Annotated in this window: 15 protein-coding genes; 6 read left to right on the top strand and 9 right to left on the bottom strand. The window is 43.3% G+C overall.

What is annotated here, in order from left to right; translation table 11 throughout:
- Positions 1 to 5 precede the first annotated feature (5 nt).
- Positions 6 to 1052 carry a tRNA-dihydrouridine synthase family protein gene (locus H6F41_RS08470; protein WP_242022971.1) on the top strand — a complete coding sequence of 349 codons (1047 nt, stop codon included), beginning with the start codon at positions 6 to 8 and terminating at the stop codon, positions 1050 to 1052.
- Here H6F41_RS08470 and H6F41_RS08465 read toward each other — a convergent pair.
- From H6F41_RS08465 to H6F41_RS08455, 3 genes are all read right to left on the bottom strand, one after another.
- Positions 1049 to 1648 (bottom strand): Uma2 family endonuclease, encoded by a 600-nt coding sequence (locus tag H6F41_RS08465; RefSeq protein ID WP_190403038.1) that lies wholly within the window; start codon positions 1646 to 1648, stop codon positions 1049 to 1051. The two genes, H6F41_RS08470 and H6F41_RS08465, sit on opposite strands and share 4 nt — an antisense overlap.
- Positions 1649 to 1708: 60 nt before the next feature.
- Positions 1709 to 3451: a helicase HerA domain-containing protein gene (locus H6F41_RS08460; RefSeq protein WP_190403037.1), complete on the bottom strand. Its 1743-nt coding sequence runs from the start codon at positions 3449 to 3451 to the stop codon at positions 1709 to 1711.
- A 113-nt stretch (positions 3452 to 3564) separates the two neighbouring features.
- Positions 3565 to 3897: an RNA recognition motif domain-containing protein gene (locus tag H6F41_RS08455; RefSeq protein ID WP_094532620.1), complete on the bottom strand. Its 333-nt coding sequence runs from the start codon at positions 3895 to 3897 to the stop codon at positions 3565 to 3567.
- Positions 3898 to 4147: 250 nt separating this feature from the next.
- Between H6F41_RS08455 and H6F41_RS08450 the strand changes: the two genes are divergently transcribed.
- Positions 4148 to 5104, top strand: a complete 957-nt coding sequence (locus tag H6F41_RS08450) for a phosphate ABC transporter substrate-binding protein (RefSeq protein ID WP_190403036.1) — start codon at positions 4148 to 4150, stop codon at positions 5102 to 5104.
- A 37-nt stretch (positions 5105 to 5141) separates the two neighbouring features.
- On the opposite strand, the gene H6F41_RS08445 is transcribed toward H6F41_RS08450, so the two are convergent.
- The 4 genes from H6F41_RS08445 to H6F41_RS08430 all read right to left on the bottom strand — a co-directional run bounded on the left by H6F41_RS08445 (position 5142) and on the right by H6F41_RS08430 (position 7330).
- The gene (locus tag H6F41_RS08445) at positions 5142 to 5822 is read right to left on the bottom strand and encodes a hypothetical protein (RefSeq protein ID WP_190403035.1); all 681 of its coding nucleotides are present in this window, start codon (positions 5820 to 5822) and stop codon (positions 5142 to 5144) included.
- 60 nt (positions 5823 to 5882) lie between these two features.
- Entirely contained in the window at positions 5883 to 6524 is a 642-nt protein-coding gene (locus tag H6F41_RS08440; protein ID WP_190403034.1) for a ParA family protein, read from the bottom strand.
- Positions 6525 to 6610: 86 nt separating this feature from the next.
- Complete coding sequence (lspA, locus tag H6F41_RS08435) at positions 6611 to 7093, bottom strand: signal peptidase II (protein WP_190403033.1); 483 nt, start codon at positions 7091 to 7093, stop codon at positions 6611 to 6613.
- A gap of 63 nt (positions 7094 to 7156) precedes the next feature.
- Positions 7157 to 7330 (bottom strand): hypothetical protein, encoded by a 174-nt coding sequence (locus H6F41_RS08430; RefSeq protein WP_190403032.1) that lies wholly within the window; start codon positions 7328 to 7330, stop codon positions 7157 to 7159.
- 327 nt (positions 7331 to 7657) lie between these two features.
- On the opposite strand from H6F41_RS08430, the gene rpaB reads away from it, so the two are divergent.
- On the top strand, positions 7658 to 8395 hold the full coding sequence (gene rpaB / locus H6F41_RS08425; RefSeq protein ID WP_190403031.1) for a response regulator transcription factor RpaB: 738 nt from the start codon (positions 7658 to 7660) through the stop codon (positions 8393 to 8395).
- 57 nt (positions 8396 to 8452) lie between these two features.
- Here rpaB and H6F41_RS08420 read toward each other — a convergent pair whose 3' ends face one another.
- Positions 8453 to 9634, bottom strand: coding sequence for a TRC40/GET3/ArsA family transport-energizing ATPase (locus H6F41_RS08420; RefSeq protein WP_190403030.1), 1182 nt, complete (start codon positions 9632 to 9634; stop codon positions 8453 to 8455).
- Between the two features lie 275 nt (positions 9635 to 9909).
- On the opposite strand from H6F41_RS08420, the gene H6F41_RS08415 reads away from it, so the two are divergent.
- Positions 9910 to 10272, top strand: a complete 363-nt coding sequence (locus H6F41_RS08415) for an Hpt domain-containing protein (protein ID WP_190403029.1) — start codon at positions 9910 to 9912, stop codon at positions 10270 to 10272.
- 200 nt (positions 10273 to 10472) lie between these two features.
- Complete coding sequence (locus H6F41_RS08410) at positions 10473 to 10844, top strand: resolvase (protein ID WP_190403028.1); 372 nt, start codon at positions 10473 to 10475, stop codon at positions 10842 to 10844.
- 102 nt (positions 10845 to 10946) lie between these two features.
- Here H6F41_RS08410 and speA read toward each other — a convergent pair whose 3' ends face one another.
- Positions 10947 to 12872 carry a biosynthetic arginine decarboxylase gene (gene speA / locus H6F41_RS08405; RefSeq protein WP_190403027.1) on the bottom strand — a complete coding sequence of 642 codons (1926 nt, stop codon included), beginning with the start codon at positions 12870 to 12872 and terminating at the stop codon, positions 10947 to 10949.
- A 315-nt stretch (positions 12873 to 13187) separates the two neighbouring features.
- Between speA and H6F41_RS08400 the strand changes: the two genes are divergently transcribed.
- Positions 13188 to 13916: an SIMPL domain-containing protein gene (locus H6F41_RS08400; protein ID WP_190403026.1), complete on the top strand. Its 729-nt coding sequence runs from the start codon at positions 13188 to 13190 to the stop codon at positions 13914 to 13916.
- The last annotated feature ends 23 nt before the right edge of the window (positions 13917 to 13939 follow it).

Raw genomic sequence — 13939 nt, 5'->3', positions numbered from 1 at the left:
CCACTTTGAGTTTGCAGTTATTACCACCACCAATTTTATCTGGGCAACCACTGACAGCACTCGCACCCATGCAAGACATTACCGATCTTGCCTTTATGCAAATGCTCGGCGAATATGGCTGTCCCGATTATTATGTGACCGAATATTTTCGGGTCTATGCTAATTCTAATTTAGATAAAAAAATTCTCAAATCAATTACCTGTAATACGACAGGAAGACCCGTATTTGCCCAACTAATTGGTGAAAGCATCCCTGATATGTTGCGAATTGCTCAGCAACTTACCAAATATCCGATCGCAGGAATTGATCTTAATCTTGGCTGTCCTGCGCCGCGAGTTTATCGTAAAAATGTTGGCGGTGGATTACTGCGCGAACCTGAAACTATCGAGCGGATTTTTGATGCTTTGCGATCGCAAATTTCGGGACTTTTCACCGTGAAAATGCGCGTAGGTTTTGACTCAATTGAGCATTTTGACAAGCTATTGCAATTAATCAATCAATATCAAATTGATCTGCTAAGTTTACATGGTCGCACTGTCAAAGAGTTATATCGTGGCGAAGTGCATTATGACTTGATCCGTCGTGCCGTGCAGACCGTCAATTGTCCCGTGTTGGCAAATGGCAATATTACTTCCTATCTCAAAGCGGAACAGGTTTTACAAGAAACAGGCGCAGCAGGGGTGATGATTGGAAGATCTGCAATTCGCAATCCTTGGATTTTTCAACAAATTCGCGATCGCATTGCAGGAAAACCTGTACAAGTGATTACCCTTGCCGATGTGCATAATTATATTCAACATCTATTCACGATTACTTATCAAGATACGCTCAGGGAAAAATCCCATGTGAATAGTCTCAAAAAATTCTTGAACTTTATTGGGACAGGCATCGATCCAGAGGGCAAGTTTTTAGCAGGAATGCGCTTAGTCCAATCTAAGCAAGAACTTTTTGATTTATGCGATCGCATTTTGTTAACTAATCCCGATGCCCATTTTGCGATCGAGCCTTACGAAAACTTAGTAGCTCGTCCTAGTTGCGAATCCGATGATTAAATTCCTGCCTTGATAAAAAACTGCTCTGATGTAACTGCCAAATTTGGGAATAGTTCATCTGTTAATAAGCTTTCACCGCGATAAGTCTCAGGTGGGCGATCGCCAAAAAATACGGTAATACTTCGCATTGGCGGATAAACTACCCAGACCCGCTCCACACCTGCATTCAAATAATCGGTTGCTTTTTGAGCTAACTGATTAAAGGTTTGATCGGGCGAAACAATCTCGATCACTAACTCTGGTAATACAGGACAAGGGGCATCCTCACGCCAATCTGCTGCAAGGCGAGTATGGGAAACATAAAGTAAATCAGGCACAGGAACCCAATCTTTACCCCGTCGTTTCAAAACTACTGACCATTCCACTCTTACCCGCCCATGTCCATCACTCCACGCTGAAAGTTCAACCCAAAATACAGTCGTCAAAGAAGAATGAAAAAATTTTGGTGACACTTTCTTAATCGCCTCTCCATCAACTAGTTCATAACTTTCATCATTTTCTGGCAAGCTCAAAAACTCATCTAGGGTTAGTTTGGGAATTCCCCCTAAATTAGGATCAGCTTGTTCTTGGGATTTTTCAATCACAACACTAGTCATTGTTTAACCTCCTGATTGTTTAGACAATAGATGTGGCTCTGAGCGCCACATCTATTGTGATTAAAATCCTAAATCTGCTTTAGCAGCTTCGGCAACCCGCAAAACCTCTGGGGTCGAAATCTCTTCCCAAGGGACTTCGCCGATCTCGCGATAGAAAGTCTCATCATAGGGGCGAGTTTGGACAACCACGGGCATAGGTACGGCATGACCTAATACTAACGCCTGTTGCTTAGAATCTAATTTCGACAAAATTGTTCGCAAATTACCACTACCAGCTACACCTGTAAAAATTGCATCAATATCTTTCTCATCATTGAGCAAAGCCGTAATTCTCGTACCAATTTGCGACATCACTTCATTATCAATTCCCGACGGTCGCTGATCAACAATTAGCAAAGTTACAAAATATTTCCGCATTTCACGGGCGATCGTCCCAAAAATAGTCTGTCTAGCCGTATTCGGAGCCAGAAATCGATGGGCTTCTTCGATCGTAATTGTTAATTGCTGGGGGCGATCGCTAATATTTTTAGTCTGCAAAAACTTTTCAGCTTGCTGCACATAGGAATGATGAATCCGTCTAGTAATGATATTGGTCGCCAACATATAGGAGAGCAAATTGGATTGTGATCCGAACTCGATCACAATATGTTTACCCGCCGCAATTGAGTCCAGAATCCGCTTAATATAATTTTCGGGACAGGTGGGACGTAAATATTTGAGATCATCAAGGCGGGTCAATTTACGTTGGAGAGCCATGATTGAGGATTTACTCCCCATCTTCTGCTCACAAAATTCTTGAATTTCGGAATTAGTCATTGCTAATAATCGCGAAATCCAATTTTTACCAAATTCATTCCGTAGAATAATCGCGTTTTCTAAACTGGCTTCCGAAAGATTTAACTCATCACGAATCAGCATCAAATCTTCGACATCAATTTGGTCATAGCTGATATAAAGTTCCTGTGCATCGCGTACACCACGCCGCTTAGTGGAATCAGGATCAAGGGTATAAATCTGCACCTGAGCAGGGAATAGCTGCCTTAGCCCTTTGACAGTGCTAAATTTTTTTCCTTCTGTCGCCGCTTCCCACCCATATTCAGAATGCATATCAAAAATTAGATTTACCGCCGCTTGCTTACGGATGATTCCCGACAGTAATAGGCGAGTTAAAAAAGATTTCCCTGTCCCCGATTTACCAAATACCCCGTTACTCCTCTCCACAAAGCGATCGAGATCTAAACAAATTGGCACAGGCATATCAATGGGCTGCCCGATCGCAAAATTGCGCTTATGGGGATCATCTTCCCACCCAAATACAATCCGAAAATCACGCTCAGTCGCATCAAATACCTGTGAGAAATGACTGGGAATTGTCTTCACTGGCAAAAGTTGAAAGTCACCTGTTGCTTCGACAACTTCGTAAGTGGTATTTTTTTTACGCTTGTTCTTCTTGAGACGATCTCCATTGCTAATTGCGGCGTGATAGGTTAATAAATCAAGGGGATTAGAAGGCACAAACATTAACATCGGGGTGAGGTTAATTGTTCCGAACGTTCCTGTACCTGCCAAAATCTCCGTTAAAAAAGTATTCTCAGGATCGGGTGGATTCATCAAAATGCGAGGGCTAGCCGTCCCAAGAGTCACATCAGTCAGAATACAAAAAAATCGCGTATGCCGACCATGAACTACCAAAAATTTACCGACGCGCATATCTTCGACGGAAATTTCGCCATTGAGTCGAACTTCTAAGCCATCGCTTAAAGATCCCTGAACGACAATACCTAATGGCTGCAATAAATCCATGCAAAACAAATCCGCATATTTCGTTTCAGCATACCAAAAAAATAGAGAGAGTGCTTAGCACCCTCTCTAGAAAGTAAAAAGGCTGTGCTTAGCACAGCCTTTTTCTTCAGGACTTAGTAACGACCGCCGCCGCCACCAGACTTGTTGTAACCGCCGCGACCACCGCCGCCTCCTCTGTTACCACCACCGAAAGAATCATTGTTCTCACGAGGCTTAGCCTTGTTAACCTTGAGGACGCGACCCATCCATTCCGCACCGTCTAGTGCAGTGATGGCAGCATCTTCTTCAGCATCAGCACTCATTTCCACGAATGCAAAGCCACGAGCGCGACCAGTTTCGCGATCGGTAGGGAAATGAACACGAGTGACCTTGCCGTAATCTTCAAATACAGGCTTTAGGTGGTCTTGAGTAACTTCATAGGACAAGTTACCAACGTAAATAGACATTATGCTTTCTCCAAGAATTCAATGAGTATGTAGAGATAGAGATGTCGGAGAGAAGCTTGTCACGATGAAACAGAAAAAAACTGTCAGTACAGAAAACAATTGCTACAACCGATAAATACTTTTACCTTACGGCTAATAGTCTAACCTATATATCTATCGTTTAGTGTAATGTTACGTTTTATTTGCAATTTTTATAATACGAAGATAAGAAAAAAGTTATATTTTTCAGCATTACCGAGTAGTAATTAATATGGCAAAGTCTGGCAACGAGAGTTTGGTTTTAGGATTGAGTCTTCTAGTGACTTCTGCCATTGCTGGTGGTGGATACTTATTATTTTCGCAATCGAAGAATGTCGGCAATCCTCAAACGGGCAGCAATACGGTGGCGACGATCGCACCAATGACGAATAGCTCAATACAGGATATTGATGTCTCATTGCCGAATCCTAAGGTAATTACGATGGATGGCAGTGTAACGATGGTGCGGCTGATCAAACAGTTACAAATTGCATATTCTCAACAAAATCCGACGATTCCGACGACCTATGGAGTCCCCGATGGTAGACCAAACGGGAGCAATCAAGGTATTAAGTCTTTAATTAGTCGTCAAGTTTTGATTGCGGCAAATTCGCGATCGCTAAATGCCGATGAGGTAAACCAAGGTATCCGTGCTATTCCTATTGCCCGTGATGCACTAGCGATCATCATCGGCGTGAATAACCCCTTTAAGGGCAGCCTCTCGATGGCACAACTCAAAGATATTTATCAAGGCAAAATCACTAACTGGTCACAGGTCGGCGGTGCAAATATCCCCATTAAGGTGATCAACCGAGCTAATGCCAGTGGTACTCAGAGCCTTTTTCAGAGTGTGGTTTTACTTGATGAAGCCTTTGCGTCAGATGGCAACAATTTCATCACATGGCCGCAAGATGAAACCACGCCCATTTTGCAAAGACTTGGCAACGATGGCATTAGTTACACCACAGTGTCGCAGGCAGTAGGACAGGAAATAGTGAGGATTGTGCCTGTAAATGGAGTTGCACCAACAGACATGAATGCGATTAGAAGTGGCTCTTACCCAATTAGTCGGATGATTACCCTAGCTGTGAATCAACAAGTTAGCCCTGCGGTGAAGGAGTTTATTGATTTTGCGCTATCGCCGCGCGGTCAGGAGCTAGTGACGAGTGCGGGATTTGTACCTTTATAGAAAAAGCCGATCTTCGCGCGGCTTGTTTCTATAGTGATTAATCCATCCAGCCAATATTTTTATTATTAATGCGCTGCAATTGCTCATTAGAACCTGTGGGGCGGTGATAAGGATTGCGATCGCGATGGGGATAAGGCTGCTCGACGGGTTGCTTGCGTGGAGTTGCGCGATTGTTTTGCGGACTTTGCGATACTAACTGAGAAGAATTAACTGGCTCAATCAATGGCGGCGGCGCTACCTCTTTGGCAGATTCGAGAGACTTAACTTCCTCTGATAGTTGAATATTGGCTTCGGCAAGGCGAAGATTATCGCGTTTAACTTCCACAAGTTGTTGATCTAATTCATTTTTGAGACTTTCAATTGCGGCTAAAGACTTTTGTAAAAGCTCAACATTAGTTTGGCTGAATTTCAAATCTTTTTCCAAATCTGCCACGGTTTGCAACAGTTCTTTCTCTCTTTGTTGTGCTTGAGAGAGAGAGAGTTCTAGATCCTTAATTTGGGCTTGGGTACGATCATCCACCTTGGTAGATGCTTGAATGGCAGGAGTCGGACGACTAGCAGGCTTGTTAATCAGCCCATCGTTAACGGTTTCTGCGGTAACTTCAATCGTTTGCTCTGAAGAGTCGGCTGATGGCTGTTTACTAACGGCGGTATCCGCATCTTTATGAACTTCATCACGCAGTAGATCTGAAATTCCGACTTTCTTTTTAGTTGACATCTTTTTAAAGGTTATTTGTAAAGGTTGTTTGGATTTTTAGTGAAATTAGGGCAGGAATTTTTATCTCAAAATATCTCTCCTCAGTTCATCCACTACCCGCCGATAGTCAGCTTCAGCTTCTCTGGCATTTTTACCTTTCCATTGAGTGACGAGTTTTCCTTCTAGGGCAGCCCGTTCATGGGCTTTGTATCCCCTCACAAAGGCATGAAAAACAGGCACTCCCACTTCTTGTAAAGTATTTTGAGCTTCCAGAGCTTCGTTGAGGCATCGTGGATCAACACGGGTCAGAAGCACTCGATGGGGGACTTGGGCAGGGCGAACGGTACTTTTGACAGTATCAATTAGAGCGGTTAAATCCATGGGTGCAGGTGGACTTGGCAAAACCAAATAATCTGCGATCGCAACAACAGTCGCGAGGGCATGGGAATGTAATGCGGGTGGCGTATCTACCAATACTAGATCGTAACTGCTGAGCTTTGGTAATTTTTTGAGATGGGTAGGATCAATTTCTTTGGCAATATCAAAGCCCATACCCTTGTCGCTACGCCCGACCCACCAAGACAAACTCCCCTGCACATCAGCATCAACGACTAATACCTTTACTTCTTGAGCCAAGATGCCCGCCAGTGCGATCGCAGTTGTGGTTTTGCCGACCCCCCCTTTGCCATTGGTGACGACTACGATTTTTGGGGAATTTGCCATGTTGCTAAGTCTCTGTAGATAACTTAATAAATAATTTAAAAATAAACTCTAGTTTGAGTTTTTTTTGGGAATTGCACGCGAAGATACTAGTGCTTAGGCTTAGTTTGCTTAGACATAAACACTACGGCGATGACTAAACAAGCCAAACCAACGTTAATTGACACATCGGCAATATTAAAAATCGCAAATCTAATGATTCTGATATCAATGAAGTCAACCACATAGCCAGCGACAAATCGATCGATGCCATTGCCTGCGGCTCCTGCCAAAATGCAACCATAGCCGACTTGTTCCCATCGGGTTAGATTTTTAGCAAAGATACCAAAAGCAATCAACCCTAGACTCACAATCATGGATATCCACTTGAGCCAATCAATTTGACCACTAAATAGACTAAAGGCTGCTCCTGTGTTGGTGGCATAGGTAAGATGAAACACCCCATCAATCAAGGGGATTGATTTCACTTCCTTGAGGTATTGCACAACCAGATATTTGGAGGCTTGATCGAGAACTAATCCCAACATTGCCGCAATCCAGTAGAGAGAGTTCCCGATTTTGCCAGATCTCATAGATAAAAAATGCACTACAAAGCTAACTAAAAAGTAGGTGGATAAACCACCCTGTATTTGCAACTAGCTTATATCAATTAAACCTAGCCATGCCAACAAACCCTTATGCGTGACAAACTCAATTGCGATCGCAATAATAAATCCAATCATCGCTGCCCGCCCATTGAGACGTTCTGCATAGGTGTTGAATCCCATTTTAGGATCAGTTGCCTGTGGAAATTGAGTTGGTTCAGTCATGATCAAAACATCCTTATCGCATAAAACTTAATCTACTTGACTCTAATTTTATCTTAATCACCTCGCCAAGATCACAAATATAGCAAAGCAAGAGTGAGCTAGTACCAACCCAAGTCCAAGAAGCGATTGGCGGTGCAGTCGATTCTTGGGTTTTAATTTTGGATCATCGCAAAGCGCCTCATGTTCTAGGTAAAGTTGATTATGAAACTTTAAGTTTAGTTTTCGGATTGTAACGACCCATTTCTTGTAAACTTAGTTGAATAAATATGTAAAGTTGTAAAATTTTACTGAAATTGCAGCTAGCAACATAGTGGAGTGTAAACTGGCTTGGAAAACCATAAGGAAAAAATCCTAGTTGTAGACGACGAAGCAAGTATTCGTCGGATTCTGGAGACACGTTTGTCGATGATTGGTTACGAGGTCGTCACCGCCGCAGATGGAGAAGAAGCGATCGAAGTTTTTCATCAAGAAAACCCTGACTTGGTTGTTCTTGACGTAATGATGCCAAAGCTCGATGGTTACGGGGTATGTCAAGAGCTTCGCAAAGAATCTGATATTCCCATCATTATGCTTACGGCTTTGGGCGATGTTGCTGATCGCATCACAGGCTTGGAACTTGGTGCAGATGATTACGTTGTTAAACCTTTTTCCCCAAAAGAATTAGAAGCACGGATTCGTTCAGTATTGCGCCGTTTTGATCGCAATGGCACATCGGGAATCCCCAGTTCTGGCGTGATTCATATCAACACGATCAAGATTGATACCAATAAACGTCAAGTCTATAAGTCTGATGAGCGGATTCGCCTGACGGGCATGGAATTTAGCCTGTTAGAGCTATTAGTTGGGCGATCGGGTGAAGCTTTCTCAAGGGCAGAAATTTTGCAAGAGGTTTGGGGATATACACCTGAGCGCCATGTGGATACTCGTGTTGTTGATGTTCACATTTCCCGCTTACGTGCCAAGCTTGAAGAAGATCCTAGTAATCCTGAGTTAATCTTGACAGCCAGAGGGACGGGCTATTTGTTCCAGCGCATTATTGATGGTACTGAAGCTAAACAGGCTTAGTTCCCAAACAAGAAAAAAGCGTCGCAATGCGACGCTTTTTTCTTTTGGGTTAGTGGTTTAAACAGGGGTCGAAAAACGAATCTTTAAATAGTCGTCTTCCATTTTTGCGCCAGAGGTTTGCAACACTGATAACGCTTGGGGTAAAACCAAATTACGGCGGTGATTGCCGATACGAATATTTAACTCATCCCCAGTTTTAGTGAGTTCAATCTTTTCTTTGGGAACTCCGGGAAGATATAACTCCAGACGATATTGTTTGTTTTCCTCAACCACCCGCATCGTATTTTCCTTGTAATAGACTTGCGAGGGATCTTCGTCCCCAAACAAGGTGACTTTGAGGCGTTCTAATGCTTCGATTCCACACATTTCTTCGGCATAGAGTGGAATCTGTTTGATGGGGAGAGGGTGGAAATCGCGGTAGATTTGCTCGCAATATTGCTTTTGATTATCTTTCCAAGCTTTAAAGAAGGGATCTTGAACTTCTTCAGGAATAATCCGATTGGCGATCACCATGTCAGTTGCCACATTGTAGAGACTGAGATAGGAATGCGCCCGTAGGGATTCATTAATCACCATTTTTTCTGGATTGGTGACTAGGCGGACACTCGTAGTGGTGTTGTCGGTGAGGATTTTTTCGAGAGCTTCTAATTCTTCATAGAACTCATAGGGTGCATCCATTACCTCTTTGTTGGGCAAAGAGAAGCCTGTAACGCGCTTAAAAATTGGCTCAAATACTGGGCTGAGAACCTGCGCCATCCCCTGCAATGGCTTATAAAATTTCCGCATGTACCATCCTGCAACCTCAGGAAGTGACAATAGGCGCAGAGCAGTACCTGTGGGCGCTGAGTCAATGACCAAAACATCAAATTCTTTTTCGTCATAGTGGCGCTTGACACGCACTAGCCCAAAAATCTCATCCATCCCCGGTAAAATTGCTAATTCTTCAGCTTGAACGCCCTCTAGACCTCTGGCTTGCAACACTTCGCTAATGTAGCGTTTAACTGCCCCCCAGTTTCCCTCTAGCTCGCGGAGTGCATCTAGTTCTGCGCCCCAAAGATTTGGACGAACTTCTTTAGGATCATGTCCTAGCTCAACCATGAAGCTATCGGCAAGGGAGTGGGCAGGATCGGTACTCAAGACTAGTGTTTTATAGCCCAATTCAGCACAGCGCAAGCCTGTTGCTGCTGCCACGGAGGTTTTACCAACTCCGCCTTTTCCTGTCATTAAAATGATACGCATGGTCGATATGACTCGTCTTGTGTTTAAAAGTATTGGTTGCTAGGTAGTTCAGCATCACTAAACCTAAAATCTATAAGCTTGTGCCGCCCGCTACAGGTGCTACAAGCCCTGACTATAGTTTTCAACTATGCTGAATTATTTATATTAATTTTAGGGAGAAAAAATGTCTTTGCAAATCTTTACATTGAGTCTCTATACTAGCATTGATATTAAGATACTCCAGATAACGAGTAAGATATTAGTCGTCCACAAATGCTGTGTGAACATCAAGCCCTATGAATCAGCAGTTTCAATCTCCTATAGATGTAAAACACCTTAATCAGATATCAGAGGGAGATATAGAATTTGAAATTGAAGTTTTACAGGTTTATGTTGAAGATACTCTTCAGAGAATCGCCACGATCCAAGTGCTAATTAGCAATCAGGATCAGATGGGTATTATGGCTGAGGCTCACCATATTAAAGGGGCAAGTGCGAATGTTGGTGCATTGAGAGTGCAACCACTAGCCGTAAAAATGGAAAACTTGGCATCTAGTCAAAATTTTGAGCCAATTTTGGGCTTACTTGAGGATATTCAAGCCCAGATGAAGGATGTTGAACAATTTGTCTCGGAGAAAGTGGTAGCTTTGTCTGCTTAGAAAATTTAATGGTAAGTCATCCTAAAGCATGTGACGCACGCTGCGCGTGCGTCACATGCTTTAGATCTGGATTTTAATTATACCTAGCTACTTAATGCCTTCTATTAAATGTTTTAGATTGCCCAATCTTTAAGACGATTAGACTCTTAATGAGACTATAATTATCGAGATTAGCATACAAGACCAGTTGGCTCATTTTTATGGCTCATCCTTCGTTTAATTCTGAAATTTCTTCTGAACATATCTATGAATTAATGGATGTGGAGGCAATTCAAAAGGCTTTGGGGCGATCGCGTGCATCTGTTTACCGCTATGCCAACACCGATCCTGATCAGGGGTTATTAAATCTGCCCTATGATCCATCTAAGCTGAATCCTGAATTACGGCAGAGTGACCGCGATCCTTTGCTGTTTCACCCGACGGAGGTGTCAAGATTTGCACGGGATGTTCTGAAGATCAAGCAAGTGACAATTCAGGTGCAAGAACCTACTCAAAATGAAACGAATCGGCTCTTAAAAGAAATTTTGCAAGAATTGAGATCGCTAAATCAGCAGCTCAGTATTAAAAAATAACAAGCTTGTTGAGGCTTGAATTAGTACAAAACTTTTGAAAGCAGCGCAAAGCGCTGCTTTCAAAAGTTTTTCTGATTTTTAAGTCAGCGCCAAGCGCTGTAATTAGCTTAGGTATGTATAACCATTGAGGCAATGCTCATACTTTTGCAAGAATAGTCTTGCCTCCTCAAGGGTGATTTGCTTTTCTTGCAATGCCCGTTCGGTTTCTTGACGGATATTTTCGAGCATAGACTCACGGTTGTACTGCACATAGGCTAATACCTCAGTCATCGAGTCGCCTTTAATCACATGTTCCACTTTGTAGCCCGTTGGGGTTGCGTGGATATGGACGGCATCGGTATCACCGAAGAGATTGTGTAAATCGCCAAGAATTTCTTGATATGCGCCACCAAGAAAGAGGGCGAGATAGTAAGGTTCTTCGGCAATGAAAGGATGTAGTTCTAGAACAGACTTTACGTCACGGAGGTCGATAAAGCGATCGATCTTGCCATCGCTATCACAGGTTAAATCGGCGATCGTACCGCGACAACTGGGTTCTTCGTTGAGACGATGGATCGGCATGATCGGGAACAATTGATCAATAGCCCAACTGTCGGGAGCAGACTGAAATACTGAGAAATTGCAGTAATAGGTCAATGCCATTGACTTTTCAAGGTCTTCAAGATCATCAGGCACATAGTTAAGTTTGCGAGTTACTTTGAGAATGCGATCGCAACATTCCCAAAACAGACGTTCAATGCGAGCGCGTTGCTTGAGCGTCAAGTAGCCAAAGGAAAATAGACTGATCGCTTCTTGGTTAAACTGCACGGCATCATGATAAATCTCTTGATAGTTATTTTCATTGATGTTCTCTAAGGTTTCAAAGAGATTGCGAACAATAATATGTTCATCATCTTGTAATGGAGGAATTGCTTGATTGGGTATACCGCTAATCCCCATTACGTCGAATACAAGTACGGACTGATGGGACGCAATCGCCCGCCCACTCTCACTGGTGAGGGTAGGTACAGGAATATTTTTTTCCGTACAAGCATCTTTAATGGCTGCCACAATGTCGTAAGCATAGTTCTGCATACTGTAGTTTTTGGAAGCATAGAAGTTGGTTTTAGAACCATCGTAGTCAACCCCCAAACCACCGCCAACATCTAAATGTCCCATCGGTGCGCCCATGGATACAAGCTGCACATAGATTTGTCCCGCTTCTCTGAGAGCATCTTTAATCGTACTGATATTACTAATCTGTGAGCCGATATGAAAGTGGAGCAACTTGAGAGATTCCAACATGTTTGCCGCTTCCAACTGCTCAACGGTTTCGAGAATTTCCCACATGCTCAAGCCGAACTTCGCGCGATCTCCTGTAGAGTCTTCCCAATGACCGATACCCTTAGCACTAAGTTTTGCTCTCACCCCAACCACAGGTGCAATGCCTAACTTGGTGGCAGCGCGGATGATCATTTCCACTTCTTCCAATTGCTCGATCACAATAATTGTATTTTGACCAAGCTTTCTCGCTAGTAGTGCCGTTTCAATATACTCAGCATCTTTGTAGCCATTGCAGATTAGTAAAGCGCCGGGAGTGCGGAGGGTTGATAGGGCAATCAGTAATTCGGGCTTAGAACCTGCCTCTAGTCCAAACTGAAATGGTTTACCAAACTTGGCAATTTCTTCTACTAGTTGACGCTGTTGGTTGACTTTGACTGGAAATACACCTTTATAAACACCGTTGTAGTTGTAGCGGGCGATCGCTCTAGCAAAGGTGGCATTGAGGCGCTCGATGCGATCTGCCAAGATATCGGAAAACCTGACTAAAATTGGCAGTCGCAATCCTCGTTGCTTGAGATCGTTGACCAACTCGAAGAGGTCAATGCAGCCACCGCGATCGCCCTGCGGCGAGACAGTCACATGACCTGCTTCGTTAATACTAAAATAAGGCTCACCCCAACCATTAATCCGATAGAGTGACTCACTATCTTGGATCAACCATTTTTTAGTATCCGCAACCACAGGTAACTGAATCTCTTGCAACATCTTGTCAATCCTAATAAACCTTACGAATTTTAAATGACTAATTGAGCAGATTTGTACCGCCCGCTACGCGGGCGGTACAAATCTGCTCAATTAAATTAATCATCAGATACTAATGTAGTGGCTAATTTGGGAAATAGTCCAGATCGATTTGAACAAGTTGAAAGTTTACACCCAGATATTTAGAATTTGGGAACATCCTTGATGGGTTGTTGCCGAAAGTGTAACTGGAATCGATTCTGTAGTATTTCGGTGATATCTTCAAAAATAGTACAGACAAAAATATCATGAAATAGAAATTCATAGGAATTTAAATATATGCGCCATATAACGACATTTATTCTCAGTCTAGCTTTTTGCATCCCCTCGGTAGCGGTGATCGCACCATCGGCAAAAGCACAGGAATCAACCATTAGTAACCAAGCTAATGAGCGGGTGCTAACGGTGACGGGGCGTGGGGAAAGAGCAGTGAAAACAACGAAGGCAAGAATTCAGTTGGGGGTGACGGCTGAGGGGAAAACTGCGATCGCAACCCAAGCGGAGGTAGCCCGTCAGGCAAATAGCATCGTGACCAAACTGCAACAGCTAGGTGTCGAGAAGCTCCAGACCACAACAATCCAACTTAGTCCCAAGTATGTTTATGAAAATAATCGCCAAACCCAAGAAGGCTTTACAGGACAAACCAGTGTCAGCTTTTTAGTGGCGATCGACAAAGCTGGGGCAACCCTTGATGCCGCAGTTGCCGCAGGAGCAAATCAAATTGAGCAGCTTAGTTTTGTGGCAACAGATACGATGCTCGATGAAGCGAAGCAATTTGCGCTGCGTGATGCTGTTCAAGATGCCCAAGCTCAAGCTAATACGGTTCTTAGGGCGCTAGGCTTGACTCAAAAGTCGATTAAGACTATTCAGATCAGTGATTCAGGAATCTCCTATCCAGTGCCTCAGCCTCGCGCTGAAATGCTGGCTAAGTCTTCGGCTGATGCTGTGCCAATTTTAGGAGGTGAGCAGAAGGTCAATGCTTCCGTAACCTTGCAAATTACCTACTAATTGACTAACCCAAATAAATAAAG

Source organism: Pseudanabaena mucicola FACHB-723 (assembly GCF_014696385.1).
GTDB lineage: Bacteria > Cyanobacteriota > Cyanobacteriia > Pseudanabaenales > Pseudanabaenaceae > Pseudanabaena.
The sequence above is the reverse complement of the archived record's forward strand: the minus strand, read 5'-3'. Positions and strand labels throughout refer to the sequence as shown.

Excerpts from the sequence above, each read along its gene's own strand:
- H6F41_RS08465 (WP_190403038.1), bottom strand. The coding sequence starts at position 1,648 with ATGACTAGTGTTGTGATTGAAAAATCCCAAGAACAAGCTGATCCTAAT.
- H6F41_RS08460 (WP_190403037.1), bottom strand. The coding sequence starts at position 3,451 with ATGGATTTATTGCAGCCATTAGGTATTGTCGTTCAGGGATCTTTAAGC.
- H6F41_RS08455 (WP_094532620.1), bottom strand. The coding sequence starts at position 3,897 with ATGTCTATTTACGTTGGTAACTTGTCCTATGAAGTTACTCAAGACCAC.
- H6F41_RS08450 (WP_190403036.1), top strand. The coding sequence starts at position 4,148 with ATGGCAAAGTCTGGCAACGAGAGTTTGGTTTTAGGATTGAGTCTTCTA.
- H6F41_RS08445 (WP_190403035.1), bottom strand. The coding sequence starts at position 5,822 with ATGTCAACTAAAAAGAAAGTCGGAATTTCAGATCTACTGCGTGATGAA.
- H6F41_RS08440 (WP_190403034.1), bottom strand. The coding sequence starts at position 6,524 with ATGGCAAATTCCCCAAAAATCGTAGTCGTCACCAATGGCAAAGGGGGG.
- lspA (WP_190403033.1), bottom strand. The coding sequence starts at position 7,093 with ATGAGATCTGGCAAAATCGGGAACTCTCTCTACTGGATTGCGGCAATG.
- H6F41_RS08430 (WP_190403032.1), bottom strand. The coding sequence starts at position 7,330 with ATGACTGAACCAACTCAATTTCCACAGGCAACTGATCCTAAAATGGGA.
- H6F41_RS08420 (WP_190403030.1), bottom strand. The coding sequence starts at position 9,634 with ATGCGTATCATTTTAATGACAGGAAAAGGCGGAGTTGGTAAAACCTCC.
- H6F41_RS08415 (WP_190403029.1), top strand. The coding sequence starts at position 9,910 with ATGAATCAGCAGTTTCAATCTCCTATAGATGTAAAACACCTTAATCAG.
- H6F41_RS08410 (WP_190403028.1), top strand. The coding sequence starts at position 10,473 with ATGGCTCATCCTTCGTTTAATTCTGAAATTTCTTCTGAACATATCTAT.
- speA (WP_190403027.1), bottom strand. The coding sequence starts at position 12,872 with ATGTTGCAAGAGATTCAGTTACCTGTGGTTGCGGATACTAAAAAATGG.
- H6F41_RS08400 (WP_190403026.1), top strand. The coding sequence starts at position 13,188 with ATGCGCCATATAACGACATTTATTCTCAGTCTAGCTTTTTGCATCCCC.